General features: G+C 68.6%; 16 protein-coding genes and 2 pseudogenes. 10 read left to right on the plus strand and 8 right to left on the minus strand.

Features of this window, described 5'->3' with window-relative positions; genetic code table 11:
• Positions 1 to 21 precede the first annotated feature (21 nt).
• The 3 genes from L0966_RS01420 (at position 22) to L0966_RS01430 (ending at position 2,818) form a co-directional block, all read left to right on the plus strand.
• Positions 22 to 345 carry an XdhC family protein gene (locus L0966_RS01420; protein WP_234050063.1) on the plus strand — a complete coding sequence of 108 codons (324 nt, stop codon included), beginning with the start codon at positions 22 to 24 and terminating at the stop codon, positions 343 to 345.
• A gap of 122 nt (positions 346 to 467) precedes the next feature.
• The gene (locus tag L0966_RS01425) at positions 468 to 1,169 is read left to right on the plus strand and encodes an XdhC family protein (RefSeq protein ID WP_234050064.1); all 702 of its coding nucleotides are present in this window, start codon (positions 468 to 470) and stop codon (positions 1,167 to 1,169) included.
• Complete coding sequence (locus tag L0966_RS01430) at positions 1,166 to 2,818, plus strand: molybdopterin-binding/glycosyltransferase family 2 protein (protein ID WP_234050065.1); 1,653 nt, start codon at positions 1,166 to 1,168, stop codon at positions 2,816 to 2,818. Before L0966_RS01425 ends, L0966_RS01430 begins: the two co-directional genes overlap by 4 nt.
• Before the next feature lie 1,087 nt (positions 2,819 to 3,905).
• Here the strand turns inward: L0966_RS01430 and L0966_RS01435 are convergent.
• Positions 3,906 to 4,364 carry a DUF488 family protein gene (locus L0966_RS01435; RefSeq protein WP_234050066.1) on the minus strand — a complete coding sequence of 153 codons (459 nt, stop codon included), beginning with the start codon at positions 4,362 to 4,364 and terminating at the stop codon, positions 3,906 to 3,908.
• A gap of 213 nt (positions 4,365 to 4,577) precedes the next feature.
• Between L0966_RS01435 and L0966_RS01440 the strand changes: the two genes are divergently transcribed.
• Complete coding sequence (locus L0966_RS01440) at positions 4,578 to 5,771, plus strand: putative zinc-binding metallopeptidase (protein ID WP_234050067.1); 1,194 nt, start codon at positions 4,578 to 4,580, stop codon at positions 5,769 to 5,771.
• 120 nt (positions 5,772 to 5,891) lie between these two features.
• On the opposite strand, the gene topA is transcribed toward L0966_RS01440, so the two are convergent.
• Entirely contained in the window at positions 5,892 to 8,660 is a 2,769-nt protein-coding gene (gene topA, locus L0966_RS01445; RefSeq protein ID WP_234050068.1) for a type I DNA topoisomerase, read from the minus strand.
• Between the two features lie 377 nt (positions 8,661 to 9,037).
• Here topA and L0966_RS01450 point away from each other — a divergent pair, with 377 nt between their 5' ends.
• Entirely contained in the window at positions 9,038 to 9,277 is a 240-nt protein-coding gene (locus tag L0966_RS01450) for a hypothetical protein (protein WP_234050069.1), read from the plus strand.
• Positions 9,278 to 9,287: 10 nt separating this feature from the next.
• On the opposite strand, the pseudogene dprA reads toward L0966_RS01450, so the two are convergent.
• From dprA to L0966_RS01470, 4 genes and pseudogenes are all read right to left on the minus strand, one after another.
• Positions 9,288 to 10,441, minus strand: a pseudogene (dprA, locus tag L0966_RS01455) (DNA-processing protein DprA).
• Between the two features lie 8 nt (positions 10,442 to 10,449).
• On the minus strand, positions 10,450 to 11,058 hold the full coding sequence (plsY, locus tag L0966_RS01460) for a glycerol-3-phosphate 1-O-acyltransferase PlsY (RefSeq protein ID WP_234050070.1): 609 nt from the start codon (positions 11,056 to 11,058) through the stop codon (positions 10,450 to 10,452).
• A 54-nt stretch (positions 11,059 to 11,112) separates the two neighbouring features.
• Positions 11,113 to 12,429 carry a dihydroorotase gene (locus L0966_RS01465; RefSeq protein WP_234050071.1) on the minus strand — a complete coding sequence of 439 codons (1,317 nt, stop codon included), beginning with the start codon at positions 12,427 to 12,429 and terminating at the stop codon, positions 11,113 to 11,115.
• Positions 12,422 to 13,384: an aspartate carbamoyltransferase catalytic subunit gene (locus tag L0966_RS01470; RefSeq protein WP_234050072.1), complete on the minus strand. Its 963-nt coding sequence runs from the start codon at positions 13,382 to 13,384 to the stop codon at positions 12,422 to 12,424. The genes L0966_RS01465 and L0966_RS01470 overlap by 8 nt, the downstream gene beginning before the upstream one ends.
• Before the next feature lie 272 nt (positions 13,385 to 13,656).
• Here L0966_RS01470 and L0966_RS01475 point away from each other — a divergent pair, with 272 nt between their 5' ends.
• On the plus strand, positions 13,657 to 14,076 hold the full coding sequence (locus L0966_RS01475) for a hypothetical protein (RefSeq protein ID WP_234050073.1): 420 nt from the start codon (positions 13,657 to 13,659) through the stop codon (positions 14,074 to 14,076).
• A 40-nt stretch (positions 14,077 to 14,116) separates the two neighbouring features.
• On the opposite strand, the gene L0966_RS01480 is transcribed toward L0966_RS01475, so the two are convergent.
• On the minus strand, positions 14,117 to 15,055 hold the full coding sequence (locus L0966_RS01480; RefSeq protein ID WP_234050075.1) for an AEC family transporter: 939 nt from the start codon (positions 15,053 to 15,055) through the stop codon (positions 14,117 to 14,119).
• Positions 15,056 to 15,352: 297 nt separating this feature from the next.
• Here L0966_RS01480 and L0966_RS01485 point away from each other — a divergent pair, with 297 nt between their 5' ends.
• On the plus strand, positions 15,353 to 16,825 hold the full coding sequence (locus L0966_RS01485) for a methyl-accepting chemotaxis protein (RefSeq protein WP_234050077.1): 1,473 nt from the start codon (positions 15,353 to 15,355) through the stop codon (positions 16,823 to 16,825).
• Positions 16,826 to 16,906: 81 nt separating this feature from the next.
• Here the strand turns inward: L0966_RS01485 and ruvX are convergent, their stop codons facing one another.
• Positions 16,907 to 17,431: a Holliday junction resolvase RuvX gene (ruvX, locus tag L0966_RS01490; protein WP_234050078.1), complete on the minus strand. Its 525-nt coding sequence runs from the start codon at positions 17,429 to 17,431 to the stop codon at positions 16,907 to 16,909.
• Between the two features lie 181 nt (positions 17,432 to 17,612).
• On the opposite strand from ruvX, the gene L0966_RS01495 reads away from it, so the two are divergent.
• From L0966_RS01495 to L0966_RS01505, 3 genes and pseudogenes are all read left to right on the plus strand, one after another.
• Positions 17,613 to 18,329, plus strand: coding sequence for a metal-dependent hydrolase (locus tag L0966_RS01495; RefSeq protein ID WP_234050080.1), 717 nt, complete (start codon positions 17,613 to 17,615; stop codon positions 18,327 to 18,329).
• Between the two features lie 281 nt (positions 18,330 to 18,610).
• On the plus strand, positions 18,611 to 20,452 hold the full coding sequence (recQ, locus tag L0966_RS01500) for a DNA helicase RecQ (RefSeq protein ID WP_234050081.1): 1,842 nt from the start codon (positions 18,611 to 18,613) through the stop codon (positions 20,450 to 20,452).
• Positions 20,453 to 20,919: 467 nt separating this feature from the next.
• Positions 20,920 to 21,231, plus strand: a pseudogene (locus L0966_RS01505) (type II toxin-antitoxin system RelE/ParE family toxin); the annotation flags it as partial.

Genomic DNA, 21,231 nt, shown 5'->3' on the forward strand with positions numbered 1-21,231 from the left:
CGGAAACCGGAGGAGTGGGCCGTGTTCGCGCGCGAAGACGATGTTCTGGAGGCCGCGGAGCTCTGGCGGCGCGAGGGGCGCGGGGTGGCGCTCGCCACCGTGCTCGAAACCTGGGGATCGGCGCCGCGCCCGGTGGGTAGCCATCTGGTGATCGACGATGCGGGCCATTTCCTCGGCTCGGTTTCCGGCGGCTGCGTGGAAGGCGCGGTTGTGACCGAGGCGCAGGAGGTGATTGCCTCGGGCATTCCCCGTCGGCTCGAATTCGGCGTGGCGGACGAGGCGGCGTGGACCGTCGGGCTCTCCTGCGGCGGGCGCATCGCGGTCTATGTGGAGCCCGTCAGCTGAGCCTTGCGGCAAATGTAGCAATGGATTGCGTTATATCCAGCGGGGAAGAAGACTCTTGCGGTGCAGCATGGGCCGTGCGATTCCATTCCCCATGCGGCGCATGGCCGTGAAGGTCTTTTGTGATGCGTCTCGATTTGCTCGCCACCCTCAATGCCGAACGCGCCGCGCGCCGCGCCTGCCTGGTGGTGACGGAATTGGCCAGTGGCGAGCAGCGGCTGGTGAGGGCGACGGAGATCGGCGGCGACCCCCTGGCCCCCGTCCTGCGGGAGGCGCTGGCGCAGGGGCGCAGCGGGCTGGCGGCTGACGGCGCGGCCTTCGTTTCCGTGAATATTCCGGCCCCGCGCCTGTTGCTGGTGGGTGCGGTGCACATTTCCCAGGCGCTGGCGCCCATGGCGCAGATCACGGGCTTCGACACCACGATTCTCGATCCGCGCACGGCCTTCGCCACGCCCGAGCGCTTTCCGCAGGTGAGGCTGCTTGCCGAGTGGCCGGACCTGGCGCTACCGGCCTATGGCCTTGATGCCTTTACCGCCGTCGCGGCGCTGACCCACGACCCCAAGGTGGACGACCCGGCGCTGGAGGCGGCGCTTGCCGCGCGGTGCTTCTATATCGGCGCCCTCGGCTCGCGGCGCACCCATGCCAAGCGGCTGGACCGGCTGGCGGCGCGCGGTTTTTCCCCCGAGGCGCTGGAGCGCATCCATGCCCCCATCGGCCTTTCGATCGGCGCAGCGAGTCCGGCGGAGATCGCGGTTGCGGTTCTGGGCGAGATCATCTGCGCCCTGCGCCGCCCCGCTCGCGTGAGGGCGGAAGGAGCGGCGGCGTGAAGTTCGGCTCCCTGGCGCTCGAAGAGGCGGATGGCGCCATCGCGGCCCATTCGGTCCGGGTCGAAGATACCATCATCAAGAAGGGGACGAAGCTCGGGGTGGCCGAAATCGCCTCCCTGCGCGCGGCGGGCTATCGCGAGGTGGTGGCGGCGCGCCTGGAGGATGGGGACGTGCCGGAGGACACGGCGGCCCTCATCCTGGCGGATGCGATCGCCGGGGCGGGCGTGCGGGCGGACCGCCCCTTCACCGGCCGCGCGAATCTTTATGCCGCCTGCGGTGGCGTCCTGCGTGCGCCGCGCGAAGCGGTTGATGCCTTCAATGGTGTCGACGAGGCCATGACCCTCGCCACCGTGGCGGACATGAAGATGGTCCATGAAGGGGAGCTCATCGGCACTGTGAAGGTGATCCCCTATGCGGTGCCCGAGCCGATGGTGGCGGAGGCGGCGGCGCTGGCCTGCGGCCCTTCGGATGGCGCGCGCGCCGGGCTGATGGCGGTGACGCCCTTTCACCTGCGCCGGGTGGCGGTGATTTCCACCATTCTCCCGGGCTTCGCCGAGAAGGTGACCATGAAGACCCTGGCGGTGACACGGGCCCGCCTCGCGCCCATGGGAGCGGACATCTGCCGGGCGGCGTCATGCTCCCACGAGATCGCGCCCCTGCGGGACCTGCTGCGGGACGTGGTGGCGGAAGGCGCCGAGCTGGTCATTGTCTTTGGTGCATCGGCCATTGCCGATCGGCGCGACGTGGTGCCCGCCGCCCTCGCGGAGGCGGGCGGGCGGCTGATCCGCCTTGGCATGCCGGTGGACCCGGGCAATCTGCTGCTGCTGGGGCGGCTCGGCGATGTTCCGGTGATTGGTGCGCCGGGCTGCGCGCGCAGCCCCAAGGAAAATGGCTTTGATTGGGTGCTGACGCGCCTTCTGGCCGGCATCGAGGTCACCTCGGCCGACATTGCGCGGCTGGGGGCCGGCGGCCTGCTGGCCGATATCGCGACCCGGCCCTTTCCCCGTGACGAAGGGGCGAGCGCCGGGCAGGAGGGGTTCGCGGCGGTGGTGCTGGCGGCTGGCCGCAGCTCGCGCATGGGCGACGGGGTGAACAAGCTGCTGGCCCCCGTGGGCGGGGTGCCGGTGATCCGCCGCGTGGTCGAGGCTGCCTTGTCCTCCCGCGCGCGGCCGGTGCTGGTGGTGACGGGGCATGAGCACGAGCGGGTGGAAGCTGCCCTTGCGGGCCTCCCGGTGCACTTGGTGCACAATGCGGATTATGCGACCGGCATGGCCTCTTCGCTGAAGGCCGGCATTGCCGCCGTGCCGCAGGGCGTCGCCGGCGCGCTGGTGGTGCTGGGGGATATGCCGCTGCTGAAGGGCAGCCTGCTGGATCGCCTCATGGATGCCTATGCGCCCGATGAAGGGCGGCTGGTGGTGGTACCGATTTCCGGCGCCGCGCGCGGGCATCCCGTGCTGTGGTCGCGGCGCTATTTCGCGGAACTCGCCGCCCTGGAAGGCGATGTGGGTGCGCGCCACCTGCTGGTGGAGCACCAGGACGCGGTGGCGCATATCGAGGCGGGCGACGCGGGCGCCTTTCTCGACGTCGACACGCCGGAAGCCCTGGCCGCCGCCAAGGACATCGCCAGCGAGGCGGCGCCCTCGCGATAGGCGGGCGCGCGGCCGTGGCGGCTCTGGCTAAGGTGGCATTTGAAAGGCGAGCCGCGCCGAGCGTCCCCCTCGAAGGCGCCGCCGATGTCGCCGCGCAGTTTCTCGCCCCTTGAGTGCTCCGCGCGACGGGGGCCTGGCAAGACCGCGCTGTGTTTCAGTATGCCCCAAGGTGGGACGTCGGCGCGCGCATGACGGGGGCGCATGACGGGGGCGCATGACGGCGCGCGCCAGCTGCCGTGGCATCCCCATGCGCGGCGCCTCGGGCGGGGCGGCTGGCGGCGGGGCGGTGTTCAACCGGCGGGCGCATGTCGTCGGCCCGTTCCGGGCCTTCGCCGGGCCGCCCCCGATGGCGTGGGGTGGAGCTCACAGGGTGACGCCGTGGCGCACAGGGGGGGATGTTACCGGTCACCCAGTGTCGGTCATCTGGCGTCGGTCCGTTGGTACTGTCTCCTGCTGGGTGCCGCTCAGCAGGCTGGCGCCGCTCACTCGCACGGTGCCGGCAGCAGCCTCTGGGCGCGGCGGACGATGTCCTGCCTCAGTGCCCGCTGCGGGGGGTGTGGCGGCGAAGATGTTGATGGAGATGGTAGTGATCTCCGCGATGACCTCGTCGATCTTGGAGGTCGTTTGCGCTGGCCTCGTCCGCGCCCGCGTGCCCCGCCGCCAGGACTGACCGGCTTCGCGGGGTTGTGCTTTCGGCGTGGTCGGTCTGCCTGCCGCATTTCACTTTTTGATAGTGCTGTATCGTCAAAGCCTTAAGAGCAACAGGCTCCCCCGCCTATTCGGGGATGGACCGGTTTCAGTGAAACGTCGCGGGTTTTGCGCCGCGGCCCCCGCCTACGCGGGGATGGACCTTGCGTGTTCCATGTCACTGCAATCGCCGTGGCGTTCCCCCAGCTACGCGGGGGATGGCCCCCTCGACGATCTCGGCAAGGCCGCGAAAGCAGTGGCTCCCCCGCCTATGCGGGGATGGGGTCAGGGCAGGGTCACCACAAAACCCGAGGATGATGAAGCTCCCCGCCGACGCGGGGGATGGGCGTCCGCAGGCGCGTTTGGCGGGCATCCGGGCGAGCGGCGGCTGGGCGGGCTTTCAGAAGGGGGCGGCGATCAGGTGCGTGACCGGGAGATCCAGCCGCTCGCACAGCAGCTGTGCCAATCGCAGGCGGTGGCAGCCTTCCACGTGGCGCTCGTAGCACAAAAGGCAGATGTGGCGGCCCTTGGCGAGGTCGGTGAGCTCGTCCAGCGCGGCCTTTGCCGCCGGGGTTTCCAGGTGCGCGTCATAGATGCGCATGAGGGTTGCGTGATCGCCGGTGCGGGCGGCCAGCCGCCCTTCCTTGGGCGTGCCCAGCGCGCGCAGATGCACATAGCCGATGCTGTGTTCGCCGACGCCCGCCGCCAGCGCCGTCTTTGAAAAGCCGGGGCGGCGGGATGCCGCCACGGCGCGCACGTCCACCACCAGATCAACACCCGCCTCCGCCAGCGTGCCCTGGAACGCGGAGGGGGTGGTCTGCTCATAGCCCACGGTGAAGAGTGCGGTGGTCTTGCTCATGGCCTCATCACCAATTGGATCTGCTCTTCCGCTGCGACGCAAAATATTCGCCTCGTGCTCTTGCAATCGCACGCATGTGTCCGTGCCTATGGTAGCATCATCCATCTGTTGCGTTCAAATAATGTGCATTGCTGTCTTGGCAATGGAGTATCGTTCGCTTTTGCGGGATATTTCCTGAAAATGCGGGTGTACAAGTGACAGGAGGGCAGCACGATGCGCCTCTTCCAATGTGAAGTTTGCGGGCAGCTTCTTTATTTTGAAAATCGGCATTGCGAGCATTGTGGCCATCGCCTCGGCTATCTGCCGGGGCTGAACAAGCTGGTTGCGGTGGTTCCCGATGGGGACGGGGTGCGCGCCGTGGGCATGAACGAGCAGCGCTATCGCTTCTGCGCCAACGCGGAGCACGACACCTGCAATTGGCTCGTTCCTGAAGACCAGCACGAAGAATTCTGCCTCGCCTGCCGCCACAACCGTACCGTGCCGGACCTGACGAACCCCGCTTACCTGAAGAAATGGCGGCGGATCGAGATGGCCAAGCATCGGCTGATCTATTCGCTGCTCCAGCTCCAATTACCGCTCGAAAGCAACAAGGATCGTGAGGGGGGGCTCTGCTTCGACTTCCTGGCCGATCCCCCCGAGGCGGGCTTGCCCAAGGTGATGACCGGGCATGACAGCGGCCTCATCACCATCGCTCTCACGGAGGCGGATGATGCGGAGCGCGAGCAGCGCCGCAATGACATGGGCGAGCTGTATCGCACCCTTCTCGGCCATTTCCGGCACGAGGTGGGGCACTATTACTGGGATCTCCTGGTGCGCGATGCCGGCCGCATCCAGGCGTTCCGTGCGGTATTCGGCGACGAGAGCGTGGATTACGCCCAGGCGCTGAACCTCTATTACGATGCCGGGCCGCCGCAGAATTGGCAGGCGAACCATGTTTCCGCTTATGCGACCGCGCATCCTTGGGAGGATTTCGCCGAAACCTTCAAGCACTACATCCACATCGTGGATACGCTGGAGATGGCAGGCGCCTTCGGCATGCAGGTGGACCCCATGCTGGATGCCACCGGCGAGCTCCACTCGCATGTGGATTTCAATCCTTACGGATCGGGCGCCATCCAGGGCATGGTGAATGTCTGGCTGCCCATCGCCTTCGCGCTCAACAGCCTGAACCGGTGCCTGGGCATGGCCGATGCCTACCCCTTCATCCTGACGCCGGGGGTCATCGCCAAGCTCGGCTTTGTGCACCAACTCGTGCATCAGATGGTGCCGGCCGATGCCGACGGCGCCATGGACGCACCTGCGAGCGGGGGCGAGCAGTGCCTTGCCGCGAGCCCACCGGCGGCCGCACCCCTGGCGCCGCTCGGCGAGGAAGCTCCACCGCGCGAGGCCGCTGGCACGGCGGCCTGAGCATCGCCCCGCTTCGCGGAGCGGGGGCAAGCTTAGGGGGGTGGTGCATTTTCCTGATGCGAAGCGGCATGTGCCACGCGCAAGCGCGGCCACGCTACTGCACCGCGTGAGGGCCTCCGCCTATTCGGCGGAGGCTGCCTTTCCGGTTTTCTTCGCCGGGGCTTTTTCCGCCGAAGCGGCCTTGGTGGCGGTCTTTCCGGTGGTCGCCTTGGCCGGTGCCTTTTTGGCCGCGGTCTTTTTCGCGGGCGCGGCTTCGCCGTCGTCGCCCTCGGCCTTCGCGGTGGTCTTCGCTGCGGCCTTGGTTTTGGTGCCCGTCGACTTCGCGCTCGTCGACTTGGTGCCCGCAGCCTTGGTGGCGGTCTTGCGCGGGGCCTTGGCGGGGGCGCTCGCAGCCTTGGCGTCGATGAGGGCGACCGCGTCAGCCAGGGTGAGGGCTTCCGGATCCGTGGACTTGGGCAGGGTGGCGTTCACCTTGCCATGGTTCACATAAGGCCCGAAGCGTCCGGCGCGCACGGTGATCGGCCCGCCGAGGGTGGGATGATCACCCAGCGTGCGGCCGGCGGGCGCCGCATTGCGCGGGCCGCGTCCCTTGGTCTGCTTTTCCGCGATCAGCGTGACGGCCCGGTTGAGGCCGATATTCAGCACGTCGTCGCCGTTTTCCAGGTTCGCGTAGGTGCGGCCATGCTGCACATAGGGGCCGTAGCGGCCGATGCTGGCGAGGATGGGCTCGCCGTCATCCGGATGCTTGCCCACCTCGCGCGGCAAAGCGAGCAGCTTCAGCGCGGTGTCGAGGTCCACATCGGCGGCGGCAAGGCCCTTGGGCAGGGAAGAGCGCTTGGGCTTCTCCCCATCCTTGGCTTCGCCGAGCTGGAGATAGGTGCCGAACCGGCCGACGCGCACCGTCACCTCATCCCCGCTTTCCGGGTCGAGGCCGAGCACGCGCTTGCCGTCGCCCTCCGGCGAGCCGTCGCCGGTGAGGGGCTGGGTGTGGCGGCATTCCGGATAGTTCGAGCAGCCGATGAAGGCGCCGAACTTGCCCATCTTCAGCGACAGCCGTCCATTGCCGCAGGTGGGGCACAGGCGCGGATCGGAGCCGTCTTCCCGCGGCGGGAAGATGTGGGCGGTGAGCATCTCGTCCAGGGCATCGAGCACCTGGGAAACACGCAATTCCTTGGTGGCGCCGATGGCGGCGTGGAAATCCTTCCAGAAGTCGCGCAGCACCTGCTTCCAGTCGATCTGCGCCGCCGAGATCTCGTCGAGCTTCTCCTCGAGATCGGCGGTGAAATCATACTCCACATAGCGCTTGAAGAAGCTCTCGAGGAAGGCGGTGACCAGCCGGCCCTTGTCCTCGGCCACCAGCCTCTTCTTTTCCAGCTTCACATATTCACGGTCGCGCAGCACCGCGAGCACGGCGGCATAGGTGGAGGGGCGGCCGATGCCCAGCTCTTCCATGCGTTTCACCAGCGAGGCTTCCGAATAACGCGGCGGCGGCTCGGTGAAGTGCTGGGCGGTCTGGATCTCGCGCTTGTCGAGGCCTTCGCCCGCGCTCATCGCGGGCAGGCGGCGACCCTCCTCGTCCTCGTCCTCGTCGTCCTTGCCCTCGCGATAGAGGGTGAGGAAGCCGTCGAACTTCACCACCGTGCCGGTGGCGGACAGGTCGAGGGTGCGGGCGCCGGCCTTGGCCTCGATGTCGGCGGTGGTGCGCTCCAGCTCGGCCGATTCCATCTGGCTGGCGATGGTGCGGGTCCAGATGAGCTCATAGAGCCGGGCCTGTTCGGCATCCAGGTGCCGCGCCACCTCCTTGGGCAGGCGGCCGGGATCGGTGGGGCGAATGGCCTCGTGGGCCTCCTGGGCGTTCTTCGCCTTCACCGTGTATTTGCGCGGCACGCCGGGCAGATAGCGCGGGCCGAACTGCTTGCCGATGGCGCTGCGGGTGGCGGAGATGGCTTCCGGGGCCATGTCCACGCCGTCGGTACGCATATAGGTGATGAGGCCCACCGTCTCTCCGCCCAGGTCCACGCCTTCATAAAGGCGCTGGGCGATCTGCATGGTGCGGGCCGGGGCGAGGCCGAGCTTGCGGCTGGCTTCCTGCTGCAGGGTGGAGGTGGTGAAAGGCGGCTGCGGATGCCGCTTCACCGGCTTGGCTTCCACCGAGCGCACGCGGAACTGGGCGCTGTCCAGGGCGGCGCGGAAGGCCTTGGCCTCATCCGCCGTGCCCACCGACAGGCGGGTGATCTTCTTGCCGTCGGCGCCCACCAGCCGCGCTTCGAACTCGTCAGCGCGCGGCGTGGCGAGTCGGGCGACGATGGACCAGTATTCCTTGGGGACGAAGGTCTCGATCTCCCGCTCGCGGTCGCAGACGAGGCGCAGCGCCACCGATTGCACGCGGCCGGCCGAGCGGGCGCCGGGCAGCTTGCGCCACAGCACCGGGGAAAGGGTGAAGCCCACCAGATAGTCCAGCGCGCGGCGGGCGAGATAGGCATCCACCAGCGCCACGTCGATGGCGCGGGGCGCCTTCATGGCGTCGAGCACGGCCTGCTTGGTGATGGCGTTGAACACCACCCGCTCGACCTTCTGGTGCTTGATGGCCTTCTTCTGCCGCAGCACCTCCAGCACGTGCCAGGAGATGGCCTCACCTTCGCGATCCGGGTCGGTGGCGAGGATGAGGGCGTCGGCGCCCTTCACGGCGGTGGCGATCTCATTGAGCCGCTTCTGTGCCTTGGGATCCACCTCCCAAAGCATGTGGAAGTCGGCGTCGGGATCAACCGAACCGTCCTTGGAGGGCAGGTCACGAACATGGCCGTAGGAGGCGATGACCTCGTAGCCCGGACCCAGATATTTGTTGATCGTCTTCGCTTTGGCCGGCGATTCGACGATGACGACCTGCATGACCCAAAGTCTCTCTCTGGTCCGTGGCCCCATTGCGCGGACCCTTGGGAAAGGCCTGCGCAAGACGCTCCGGCGCGGGGCATGGTGCTTGTCGCACCCCCCATCGCGGGTCGCGCCTCATTGCGCCGGTGTTCCCCCAAAGCCGGAACTCTCGGGCCACGATGCTCATTTCACAGGGGAAACAGCATCAGCGTGCGCCGGGCGCTCCAAAGGCGGCTGCAAGATGGGCACGCCGGGGGCGCCTGTCAAATGGCAAGGTTGCCGGACGCCAGAGTCGGGCCCCTTTGTTGAATGCAACCATAGGTGTGTTTAAATATGTAAATCAACCTGTAAGACCTGTGCCGGACCGGTTGGACGGCACGCGACAGGATCACCTCATGGACAAGACTGCAGGCGATGGAACCCCTCGGGATGCCGCGTCCGGGCCGCGTGGAGCGGAGCTGCCCATCGTGGGTGATCCGGCCGCTGCGGCTGCCTATATCGGCGCGCTGAGCGAGGAGCTGTCGCGCCTTGCGCGGGGCAATGGCCTGACGACCCTGGCTTATATCCTTGAGATGGCCCGCCTCGAAGCGCGCGATATCACGATTGCGCGGGGCGAGGACAACAACCGGCGCTGAGGCGGTCGGCTCAGCGCAGCGCCACCAGGCCGGGGCCGGGGCGGTCCAGGCGACCGGCCAGATCCAGTTCCAGCAGCACGATTTGAACCTCCGTCACCGCGCAACCCGACAGACGCACGAGATCATCGATGGCGGCGGGTGTCGGGCCGAGCAGTTCCACGATGCGGGCGCGCGCGTCATCGGCCGGCTCGGTGGGACCAAGGCTGTGGCCGCTCGAGGGCTGCTCCGCTTCCAGGTTGGTGTCGGCAGGCCGCCCCAGGATGGGGGCCAAGACATCGGTGATGTCGGCGGCCTCGGTCACCAGCGTGGCGCCCTGCTTCAGCAGCCGGTTGGTGCCGCCGGAGCGCGGATCGAGCGGCGAGCCCGGAACGGCAAAGACCTCGCGCCCCTGCTCGCCGGCGAGGCGGGCGGTGATGAGCGAGCCGGAGCGTTCCGCCGCCTCCACCACCACGACCCCTAGAGCCATGCCGGAAACGAGGCGATTGCGCCGCGGAAAGTCGCGCGCGCGGGGCTCCCAGGTCAGCGGCATCTCGGACACCACGGCCCCGAGGTCCGCCACCCGCTCGATGAGCTTCAGGTTTTCCGGAGGATAGGGCCGCGCGAGGCCACCGCGAAAACACCTACGGTTCCCCGTTCCAGGCTGGCCTCGTGGGCGGCGGCATCGATGCCGCGGGCAAGGCCGGATGCCACCACATAGCCCGCGGCGCCCAGGTCCCGCGCCAGCTGCTGGGCGAAGGTGCGCCCTGCAGCCGATGCGTTGCGGGCGCCGACGATGCCGACCATGGGGCTGCGCAGCACCTCGCTGCGCCCGCGCACCGCGAGCAGCGGGGGCGCGTCATCCAGGCTGCGCAGGGCGAAGGGATAGTCGGCTTCACCCAGCGCCACCAGCCGCGCCTTGCCGCGCTCGAGGGCAGCCATTTCCGCCTCGGCCTCGGCAAGGCTGGGAATGCGGGGCGGCAGCAGGCGCCCGCCGCGGCGGGCGAGGGTCGGCAGCGCCTCCAGGGCGGCCGCTGCGCCGCCGAACTGGTTGATGAGGGTGCGGAAGGTGCGGGGGCCCACATTCTCCGTGCGGATCAGGCGCAGCCAGTCCCGGCGCTGCTCGGCGCTCAGCAGCTCGCCCTTGCGTGGGCCGCCTTTGGGGCTGGATGAGCGCTTGGGAGGCACCGGCGCGCTTAGCCCTTCGCGCCGATCTTGCCCTCAGTGCCGTTGGCCAGGCGCTGGATGTTCTGGCGATGCTTGATCCACAACAGGAGCGTGAGCACAGCCAGTAGCAGGGCCATCTTGTCGTCGCCCTTCCAGAACACCAGCGCCACCGAGGCCACTGAGGCGGTGAGCGCGGCCAGGGATGAGTAGCGGCTGAAATAGGCCACCGTCAGCCACACCAGGCAGAACACCACCGCCACCGGCCAGGCCAGCCCCAGGATCACGCCGAGGAAGGTGGCGACGCCCTTGCCGCCCTTGAACTTCAGCCATACCGGGAAGATGTGGCCCAGGAAGGCGCCCAGCGCCGCCACCAGCGCCGCGGTTTCGCCGGCCAGCTCGCGCGCCACCAGAACCGCGATCGTCCCCTTCAGCGCGTCGCCCAGCAGGGTCAGGACGGCAAGGTCCTTGCGGCCTGTGCGCAGCACGTTGGTGGCGCCGATATTGCCGGAGCCGATGGAGCGGATGTCCTTGGTGCCCGCGCGGCGGGTCAGCAGCAGGCCGAAGGGGATGGACCCCAGAAGATAGCCGAGGACCAGCGCCAGGGGGTGCAGGAGCGACGGCGGAAGTTCAGCGAGCATGGCGGACCCGGAGCGGGGAGGGCGGATGAGGCGTGGGCGTCACACGTGGGAGTGTCAAACGTATTCGTACACGACCTCGCCGGCAACGATGGTGCGCAGCACCCGGCCGGTGAGGCGCGCCTCGTCGAACGGCGTGTTGCGCGAGCGCGACTTGAGCGAGCCCGGCTCCAGCACGAACGGCATGTCCGGATCGAACACCACCACGTCCGCCGGCGCGCCCGGCTTCAGGGTGCCGCCCTTGAGGCCCAGGATCTGCGCCGGCCGCGTGGAAAGGGAGGCCAGCAGCGTCACCAGGTCCACCGTGTCGGCGTGCACGAGCCGCAGCGCGGCCGGCAGCAGGGTTTCCAGGCCGATAGCACCCGGCTCCGCCTCGGAGAAGGGCAGGCGCTTGCCTTCCACATCCTGCGGCACATGGTCGGACACCACCACGTCGATGAGGCCGGAGGACAGGGCGTGAATGAGCGCCTGCCGGTCCTCTTCCGCACGCAACGGCGGCTGCAGCCGGAAATAGGTGCGGTAGCCGGAAACGTCGAGCTCGTTGAAGGAGAGGTGATTCACCGTGACGGAGGCGGTCACCGGCAGGCCGGCTTCCTTCGCGCGCTCCAGCACCTCCAGCGATTCGGCGCAGGTGAGGGCGGCCGCGTGGTAGCGCCCGCGCACGCCGGCGACGAGCCGCAGGTCCCGCTCCAGAACGATGGTTTCCGCGGCCTTGGGAATGCCGGGCAGGCCCATGCGCGAGGCGAACTCGCCCTCGTTCATGGCGCCCTTGGAGAGGGTGGCATCCTCGGTGTGATGCACGATCAGCGCGTCAAAATCCCGCGCATAGGAGAGGGCGCGGCGCAGCACCAGCGAGTTCATCACCGAATGGTGGGCATCGGTGAAGGCGACGGCGCCGGCCGCCTTCAGCAGGCCCACCTCCGTCATCTCCTCGCCCTTCATGCCGCGGGTGATGGCGGCCATGGGATGCACGCGCACCACGGCCGTGTCACGGGCGCGGCGCAGGATAAAGTCGACGATGGCGGGGTCGTCCACCACCGGGTCGGTGTCCGGCTGGCATACCAGGGTGGTGACGCCGCCGGCCGCCGCCGCATGGCTGGCGGAGGCGAGGGTCTCCAGGTGCTCGAAGCCGGGCTCGCCGGCGAAGGCGCGCATGTCCACGAGGCCGGGGGCCGCAACGGCGCCCTTGCAGTCCACCACCTCGGCGCCCTCGGGGATGCCGGCGGCGGCGATGCCGAAGGCGGCGTCCTTGATGACGCCGTCGGCGAGATAGAGGTCGCCCTTGAAGTCGGCGCCCCGCGAGGGGTCGATGATGCGGGCATTGGCGAGCAGGAGGGGGCGCGGCTCGCGCGCGAAGATGCGGGCGTCACGCATTGGGTAGCTTCCGGGCCAGAGTGTCGAGCACCGCCATGCGCACGGCAACGCCCATCTCCACCTGCTCCCGGATCAGGGAGCGGGGGCTGTCGGCGACCGCCGAGTCGATCTCGACGCCGCGATTCATGGGGCCGGGGTGCATCACCAGCGCGTCCTTTGCGGCGTAGCGCAGCTTGGCCTCGTCCAGGCCGAAATAGTGGAAGTACTCCCGCACGGAGGGCACGAAGGAGCCGCTCATGCGCTCGCGCTGCAGGCGCAGCATCATCACGATGTCCGCCCCCTCCAGGCCCGCTTCCATGGAGCGGTAGACCTCGACGCCGAAATGGTCGATGCCCGCCGGCAGCAGGGTGGAGGGCGCCACCAGGCGCACCCGCGCGCCCAGTGTGGAGAGCAGCAGGATGTTGGAACGCGCCACGCGGGAGTGCAGCACGTCGCCGCAGATGGCGACGGTGAGCCCCTCGATCCGGCCCTTGTTGCGGCGGATGGTGAGGGCATCGAGCAGGGCCTGGGTGGGGTGCTCGTGAGCGCCGTCGCCGGCATTCACCACGCAGCAGTCCACCTTGCGGGAGAGCAGCGCCACCGCGCCCGACGCGTGATGCCGCACCACCAGGATGTCCGGGTGCATGGCGTTCAGCGTGATGGCGGTGTCCACCAGCGTCTCGCCCTTCTTCACCGAGGACGAGCTCACCGACATGTTCATCACGTCCGCGCCGAGTCGCTTGCCGGCGATCTCGAACGAGGACTGGGTGCGGGTGGAAGCCTCGAAGAAGAGGTTGATCTGGGTCCGCCCACGCAAGGTCGAGCGTTTCTTCTCGATCTGCCGGTTGAGTTCAACGAACTCCTCGGCAAGGTCCAGCAGGGAGTGAATCTCCCCGGCAGTGAGTCCCTCGATGCCGAGCAGGTGTCGGCCTCGGAGCGTGAAGGCGGGTGCGGATGACGCGGGAGCGGATGACATGGCAGGCCGCAGGCATATCCGCACCCGGCCCGGCCGGCAAGCCGAACACGCCGCTTTGCCACGCGGCCGGCGAAATTTCAGGGGGATGGCGCCCGTCACCTTGACGGCGCGCAATGCTCCGATGGCCGGCAGGAGCCAGGTTGCGGGCCGATAGAGCGGGGCCCGGCGCGCGGGATGTGTTCACGCGTTCGGCTCCGGTTCCGCTTGCGGCAAGCCCGGCGCCAGCTCGACGCGTCAGTGATGGGCAAGGTTAAGGGCAACGGAGTGCAGTCATGAGGTCCAGGATCGGAGCACGGGGCCGGGCCGCGGCGCTGGCCGTGCTGGCGGGCGCGGCCTGCGGCATCGCTGTTTCGGCACATGCGGCCGACCTTTACGGTCGCCAGCCCGTGACCAAGGCGCCTGCGGGCGGCGACTATCAGGGCTGCGGCAACTGCGCGGCGCAGGCCCCCGCGCCGGCTCCCGCCCCCGGTGGTCCGTTTGCCATCGGCATCGCCAACGCGCCGGTGGTGGTGGGGGCGGTGCCGCCGCCCGTTTATTATGCGCAGCCGCCGCGCGTGTACCTCTACCCCGTGCCGCAGGTGAACGTGCAGGGCCCGGTGGGGCCGTTGGCTGCCCCGCCGCCGGGCACACCCCGCAGCTGCTGGGTGACGACGAGCCCCGGTGGCGCGGGCTTCTGGGCCTCGCCCTGCTGAAGGGCGAAGCTGACTTGATGGTCAGACGGCGGGGTGAGTCTCACCCCGCGAGGGCGGATGCCGAGGTGACCACCAGGGGCAGTGTGACCGCGGCCGCGATGATCTGAAGAGTGAGGATCTCGGCCACCAGCGTGGCGTTTCCGCCCATCTGGCGCGCCAGGACATAGGCCGCCGGTGCCGAAGGCACGCCGGCAATGATGGCCACCACCACCAGTTCAACGCCAGAGAGCCCCGCCAGCAGCCCCAGCCCGACCGCGATGACGGGCTTCACCACCAGCTTCAGCGTCATCGAGGCCAGCACCAGCGGCTTCACGCGAAGAATGGTGTTCAGCGCAAGCCCGCCGCCCACCACCAGCAGCCCCACCGCCAGCGAGGCCCGCCCCAGAATGTCGCCGAACTCCAGCAGCACGCGGGGAATGGGGACATGGAAAACATTGAGCGCGGCACCGACCAGGCAGGCGGAGATGTAAGGGTTGCGCGCCAGCTGGGCGAGAATGTAGCGGGCGGTTGGCGGCTCCCGGCCGGCAAAGGCCGCCAGCACCAGCACCGCATTGACGTTCACCACCGGGATCAGGGTGACCAGCGCCAGGGCCGCGATGGTGATTCCCTCCGCGCCGAAGAGGCCGCCAGCGACCGCCAGAACCACATAGGTATTCCAGCGCACGGCCCCTTGGTAGAAGGAGGTGAAATCGGGCCCGTCGGCGGCGAACAGGCGGCGCACCGGCCGGTTGAAGGCGACGATAAGCCCTGACAGCAGCAGCACCGTCCCAATCAACGAACCGGCGACGGCCAGGATGTTGACGTTGGCAAGGTCCGCCTTGGCGGCGGAAACCACCAGCAGAGCCGGAAACAGCACGAAATAAGTGAGCTTTTCCAGGCCCACCCAATGGAGCGGCTCCGTCAGCAGCACGCGACGGAGAACAACGCCCAGGGCGATGATGAGGAAAACGGGAGCAAGTGCGCTGAGGATGGTCGCCATGGCCGGGAAGATCGCGAGGGCACTCCGCCACGGGCCCGGCGGAGCGGGGCGCGCCTGAAATTCAGGGGCGACCCAGGGCTTTAATAGCATGTCCTTTGACGGGCGCTGCGGCTCCAATCCACCTTCGCATACCTGTCGTGATCCAGCTCCGGACAAGCTCCGTCTGGTTTTCCTGCCAGGAAAGGGAGAAGCCGGAGGGGGCTGCTGACAAGCGCCTCCGATGGAAAGCTGCGCCGGGGGGCATGCTTCGTCTCGCCTTCGTTGAAGTGCTCGCAGGACGACTGCGAAGGGGGCGTCATGTCAGTCATTGCGTACAGGTCCGCCGCGCCGAAGGAGGCGGAGGCGACCCGGTTTTTGGACAATCTCGCTGTCGGCGTCCTCCTCTGCGATCCGCAGAGTTTGACTATCGTCTATGCGAATCGCACGTCGCGTGAGCTCTGGCAGCAGCTGGCTTCCGCCCTGGGGAGCGCGGCGCGGGATATTGTCGGCGCGCCGCTTGACCTCCTGTTCGCCGAGCATGGGAGCAGGCCCCGGGCGCTGCTGGGGGATATGTTGAAGCTTCCCGCCAGCATCGTGCTGAAGCTTGGCGGTGAAACCCTGGAGCTGAAGCCGAGCGCCGCGCGCGGGCCGAAGGGCGAGCCGACCCATGTGCAGATCGCGTGGGACGTGGTGACCGAGCAGGCGCGCCATGCGCAGCGGGCGGACGTGCTCGCCCGCATGCTGGACGAAGTGCCGGTCAACGTGATGACCTGCTCGCTCGACGACTTCCGCATCGACTATATCAACCGCGCGAGCCGGGAGACGCTGCGGCAGGTGGAAAGCTATCTGCCCGTGAAGGCGGACGCGGTGGTGGGCTCCGCCATCGACGTCTTCCACAAGCAGCCGCATGTCCAGCACCACCTGCTCGGCAACCCGTCGAACCTGCCCCATGCCGCGCTGATCCATGTGGGGCCGGAGGTGCTGGACCTGCGCATGTCCGCCATCCGCACCGAGGATGGCAGCTATCTCCGGCCCATGGTCACCTGGTCGGTGGCCACGGACCGCCTCAAGATGGCAGATCGGGTGACCGAGGTGGTGGGCGCCATGGGCTCCACCTCCGACGAGATGCTCCGTTCCAGCGACCGCCTGCTGGAGCTGACCGAGAATAGCGAGCAGACCTCCTCCTCGGTGTCGGCGGCGGCGGTGGAGATGTCGGCGTCGTTCGACGAGATCACGCGGCAGATCAGCGGCATGACGGGGCTCTCCGGCGAGGTGGCCGACATGGCGCAGAACGCGGATCAGCGCGTCGCCGGCCTGTCCGCCAGCATGGAGCGCATCGGCAACGTCACCTCCCTCATCGCGACCATCGCGCGGCAGACCAACCTGCTCGCCCTCAACGCCACCATCGAGGCGGCGCGGGTGGGCGAGCTGGGGCGCGGCTTCGCTGTGGTGGCGCAGGAGGTGAAGGAACTGGCCGTGCAGACCGCCAACGCCACCCAGGACATCCGCCGCCTGGTCGGGGCCGTGCAGGAGGAGAGCCAGTCGGCCGCAACCGCGGTGTCCGACATCACCTCCAAGGTGCGCCAGCTCAGTGAGGCCTTCACGCTGGTTTCGGCCGGCGTGGAGGAGCAGGCCGCCACCAATCGTTCGGTGAGCCAGATGATTTCGGGCGTATCCGATGCGGCCGGTGAGGCGCGCCAGTCTGCCATGGTGGTGCGGCGGGTGGCCGGCGAGGTCGGCGGCTTCGCGGCCAAGCTCAACAATGAAGTCGCGGCGCTTCTGAAGAAGTAGCGCGCCGGCGCACCGGTGCGTCCCGCAATGGGACGCCGCCGGCGCGGTGGCGGAACAGGCGCGGTACGGACCGGGTCCGAATCACTCCGAGGCCGATGATCCGTCTTCGTTCCCGGTAAGGGTCTGGCGGGACAGGAAATCCAGGGCGCCCTGGAGGATGAACAGCGCGGCGTGCTGGTCCACCACCTGGGCGCGCTTGGCGCGGCTCACATCGGCGGAGATCAGCACGCGCTGGACGGCGGCGGTGGACAGGCGCTCGTCCCAAAGGGCGATGGGCAGCGGAGTCAGCTTCGCGAAATTGCGGGCGAAAGCGCGGGTCGCCTGGGCGCGCGGGCCCTCGGTGCCATCCATGTTGAGCGGCAGGCCCAGCACGAAGGCCACGGCGCGCCGTTCGGCGGCGAGCGCCAGCACGCGCTGCGCATCGGGCGTGAACTTGGTGCGCCGCACGGTTTCCACCGCCGTGGCCAGTCGGCGGTCGGGATCGCAGGTGGCGACGCCGATGGTCTTGGTGCCGAGATCGAGGCCCAGCAGGCTGCCGCGCTCCGGCAGCAGGGCGGCGATTTCGGACAGCGGGCCGATGGCGGCGGAAGGGGAAGGTTCGCTCATGCCTCTGGCTAGCATGGGCCGCCGCGCGCGGCCATGGCATGCCTCACGGTGCCCCACGGGGCCGTTGCGCGGGCGACGGCCTTCCCGGATACTCCGGCTCGATCCGCGACGGCCGGCCAAGCGCTGGGCCGCCGCATGAGGGGGCGCAGCCAAGAGCGCAATTCCAAAGGGCACGATATCTATGAAGATCACCTGGTTCGGCCACGCGGCTTTCCGGCTCGATTTCGCGGGCAAGGGCGTGCTCATCGACCCGTTCTACACGGGCAACCCGTCCTTCAATTTCGGCATCGAGAACGCCACTCGCGGCGCCTCGCACATCCTGCTCACCCACGGTCATTCTGACCATATCGGCGACACCATCTCCATCGTGGAGGATGCGGCGGACGCGGGCACCGAGATTCCGGTGGTGACCAATCCGGAGATCTGCGCCTTCCTCGCCTCCAAGGGCTGCGGCGGCACCAATGTGATGATGAACACCGGTGGCACCGTGGACATGGGCGGCTTCACCGTGACCATGGTGCGGGCGGACCATTCCTCGGGCGGGCCCGGCGCGCCCTCCGAATATCTGGGCAACCCCACCGGCCTCATCGTGAAGGCGCCGGGCGAGCCCACCGTGTGGCACATGGGCGATACGGACATCTTCTCCGACATGGCGCTGATGTGTGAGATCCACGCGCCCAAGGTGGTGTTCCTGCCCATCGGCGACCGCTTCACCATGGGCCCCGAAGTGGCGGCGCTGGCCGTGAAGCGCTTCCTGCCGGGGGTCGAGGTGGTGGTGCCCATGCACTACGGCACCTTCCCCATTCTGGCTCAGGACGCCTCGGCCTTTGTGGCGGCGCTGGAGAACCACCCGGTGAAGGTGGTGGTGCCGGTCAGCGGCGATTCGTTCGAGGTCTGAGGTCGTTACGCGACAAGGCCGCGCTCTTCCTCTCCCGCCGCGGGGGAGGGACTGAACGGTCGGGCGTGCCGCTGCCTGCGCGATAAGCGCCGGGGCCTTCCGCCCCTTGGGATGGGGTGTGCGCATCGCGCCCGCCTCCTCCCAACTCTCCGCCGGGCGGGTGAGGGCTCGGCGTGCGTGCGGGTGAGGATGGTGCTCTCCCATCCCTGAGGCGTGTTCCGTCCGGGCGTCCATGCAAGCGCGCCCATTGCGCTGTTCGGCGCGGCTCCTATAACTCGGCCATGGCCAAGCCCGATACGTCGCCAAACACGTCCCTGCCGGACCCGCTCCACGTCCTGCGCCAGGTCTTCGGCTACGATGCCTTCCGCGGGCGCCAGCGGGAGATCGTGGATCACGTCGTTGCCGGTGGCGACGCGCTGGTGCTGATGCCCACGGGCGGCGGCAAATCCCTGTGCTACCAGGTGCCGGCGCTGGTGCGGCCGGGCACGGGCATCGTCGTTTCGCCGCTCATCGCGCTGATGCACGACCAGGTGCAGGCGCTGCGGCAGCTCGGGGTGAAGGCGGCGGCGCTCAATTCCGCTTTGCCGCCCGGTGAGGCGCGGCAGGTGGAGCGCGATCTGGCCTCGGGCGACCTCGACCTTCTCTATGTGGCGCCCGAGCGGCTCCTGACCGAGTCGTTCCTGAATCTGCTCTCCGGCGCGCACATCGCCCTGTTCGCCATCGACGAGGCCCATTGCGTGTCCCAGTGGGGGCACGATTTCCGGCCTGAATATCGCCAGCTCACGGTCCTGCACGAGCGCTTCCCCGGCGTGCCGCGCATCGCGCTCACCGCCACGGCGGACGGGCCGACGCGCCGCGAGATCGTGGAGCGGCTGGCGCTGGAGGGCGGCGAGGAGTTCCTGTCCTCCTTCGATCGGCCGAACATCCGCTACCGCATCGTGCCGAAGGCCAATCCCAAGGCCCAGCTTCATGCCTTCCTGAAGGAGCATGAGGGGGAAGCGGGGGTTGTCTACTGCATGAGCCGCGCCAAGGTGGAGGCGACGGCCGAGATGCTGGCCACCCAGGGCCTCACCGCGCTGCCCTACCATGCGGGCCTCGACGCAGACACCCGCGCCCGCCACCAGGACCGCTTCCTGAAGGAAGAAGGTGTGGTGATGGTGGCGACCGTCGCTTTCGGCATGGGCATCGACAAGCCGGACGTGCGCTTCGTGGTCCATCTCGATCTGCCCAAGAGCATCGAGGCCTATTACCAGGAGACCGGCCGCGCGGGGCGTGACGGGCTGCCTTCCGAAACGCTGATGCTCTATGGCGTGGAGGATGTGGCCAAGCTCATCCAGTTCGTCTCATCCTCCGATGCGCCCGAGGCGCGCAAGTTCGTGGAGCGGCAGAAGCTCGATGCGCTGCTGGGCCTGTGCGAGACGGCGCAATGCCGGCGTCAGGTGCTGCTCTCCTATTTCGATGAGGAGCTGGCCGAGCCCTGCGGCAATTGCGACACCTGCCTCGATCCTCCCAAGACCTTCGATGGCACCGAGGCGGCGCAGAAGCTGCTGTCCTGCGTCTACCGCACCGGCGAGCGGTTCGGCGCCGGCCACGTCATCGACGTGCTGCTGGGGCAGGCCAATGAGAAGGTGGTGAAGTTCGGCCACGACCAGCTGTCCACCTTCGGCATCGGCAAGGATTTCTCGCGGGACGAGTGGCGGGCCATCGTGCGTCAGCTGGTGGCCATGGGGCTGTTGTCGGTGGACGTGGAAGGCCACGGCTCCCTGCACCTCACCGACAAGTGCCGGCCGGTGCTGCGCGGGGCCGAGCGGGTGGAGCTGAAGGCCGAGGTGCGCGCCAAGGCGGCCAAGGCCGCACGCGCCGCCGCGGGCCAGCGGCCGCCCCGGGCAGCGTTGTCCGATCCGGGGGACGAGGATCTGTTCCAGCGCCTCAAGGCCCTGCGGCTGGAGCTGGCGCGCGCCCAGGGGGTGCCGCCTTATGTGATCTTCCATGATGCGACGCTGATGGAGATCGTCCGCGCCCGCCCGCGCTCCATGGGGGATTTCGGCGCCATTTCCGGCGTGGGCGAGGCCAAGCTCACCCGCTACGGGGCGCAGTTCCTGGATGTGGTGCGCGAGGCATAGGGCTGGCGATACGCAGCGCGGCTTTGCCTGAAAGGCGCGTCCGCTCGATAGGCTGGCGCATGTCCCGTATTCCGCGGGCCGAGTGGGTGCTCGAAACCCGATTTCAGCGGCGGTCCGGCATGACGGCCGCGCTCCGGCTGTTCCGCAAAGCTCACCAGGCCGTCATGGCGGGCAGCATCGCCATCGTTCGCCGATCATCTCGCGGAATTCCGGGGCCGCCAGGGGCGTCCAGATGCCAAAGGGCGTCCCGGCCATGGCTCCGCCGCCGAGGTGGCGCGCGCCGCTTTGCGTCTCCGTTCGGAGCATGGGGCCCCGTCTCCGCGCCCTGCCGGCCACCGTGGCGGACGGCGAGGTCAGAGGCGTGCCGCAGGCTTTCAATGTCGAATCGTTTGGCGCGGAGAAGCGGCCGGCACGGCCCAAAAGTTGTCTCATAAGCGGCACCCGCCTGCTCGCGCCCCCGCGCCCCCGCCGATCTCGAATCAATCCGGCACCATGCTCCGGCGAGCTGGGGCGAGGGGCCGGCCGAGCGCATTGTGCGCGAAATGGCCGACACCCTGGCTGATCTCGCCGCCGGGCTGGATGTGGGGCGGCGGGCGAACGGGGAGGTGCGCGGCGGCGACTTCCGGTATCCTTTTGGGGATCATGTGGTGTTCCATCGCCGGCCGCAGGCAGCGCCCCTCGTGGTGATGCGCATCGTGGCCCGGCGCATGGACGCGGGGGCGCGGGATGTGACCGGCCGGGGCCTTCACCCTTCCACCTTGCGTCCCCCCTTGCTATAG

The sequence above is a fragment of the Xanthobacter sp. NM-59 genome, from assembly GCF_021401125.1.
Lineage (GTDB): Bacteria > Pseudomonadota > Alphaproteobacteria > Rhizobiales > Xanthobacteraceae > Xanthobacter.